Below are 585 nucleotides of genomic sequence, written 5' to 3' on the forward strand. Positions count from 1 at the left end.
TTTTTACAAATACTAAGTAGCGGGTGTGGCGGAACTGGCAGACGCACTAGACTTAGGATCTAGCGCCGCAAGGCGTGGGGGTTCGACTCCCTTCACCCGCACCATTTTTATTTTCATACTAGCGGAAGTAGTTCAGTGGTAGAACACCACCTTGCCAAGGTGGGGGTCGCGAGTTCGAACCTCGTCTTCCGCTCCATATATTTCTTAAGTGCCGGGGTGGCGGAACTGGCAGACGCACAGGACTTAAAATCCTGCGGTAGGTGACTACCGTACCGGTTCGATTCCGGTCCTCGGCACCATCTTTTAAAACAGAATATTTAAGCGCCCGTAGCTCAATTGGATAGAGCGTCTGACTACGGATCAGAAGGTTGTGGGTTCGACTCCTGCCGGGCGCGCCATAATTTTAAATTGTCGGGAAGTAGCTCAGCTTGGTAGAGCACTTGGTTTGGGACCAAGGGGTCGCAGGTTCGAATCCTGTCTTCCCGACCAGTTTTTTTATCCCTTTTAAGGGGCCTTAGCTCAGCTGGGAGAGCGCCTGCCTTGCACGCAGGAGGTCAGCGGTTCGATCCCGCTAGGCTCCACCAT

General features: G+C 53.2%; 6 tRNA genes. All 6 read left to right on the forward strand.

Annotated features, from left to right (window positions below):
* Window positions 1-19 precede the first annotated feature (19 nt).
* Window positions 20-104 (forward strand) — tRNA-Leu (locus GY23_RS17705).
* 17 nt (window positions 105-121) lie between these two features.
* Window positions 122-196, forward strand: a tRNA-Gly gene (locus tag GY23_RS17710).
* A gap of 14 nt (window positions 197-210) precedes the next feature.
* Window positions 211-299: transfer RNA gene (locus GY23_RS17715), tRNA-Leu, on the forward strand.
* Between the two features lie 22 nt (window positions 300-321).
* A tRNA-Arg gene (locus tag GY23_RS17720) sits at window positions 322-398 on the forward strand.
* 14 nt (window positions 399-412) lie between these two features.
* Window positions 413-489 (forward strand) — tRNA-Pro (locus GY23_RS17725).
* A 19-nt stretch (window positions 490-508) separates the two neighbouring features.
* Window positions 509-584: transfer RNA gene (locus tag GY23_RS17730), tRNA-Ala, on the forward strand.
* Window position 585 lies beyond the last annotated feature (1 nt).

The sequence above is a fragment of the Paenisporosarcina indica genome (genome assembly GCF_001939075.1).
GTDB classification, from domain to species: domain Bacteria; phylum Bacillota; class Bacilli; order Bacillales_A; family Planococcaceae; genus Paenisporosarcina; species Paenisporosarcina indica.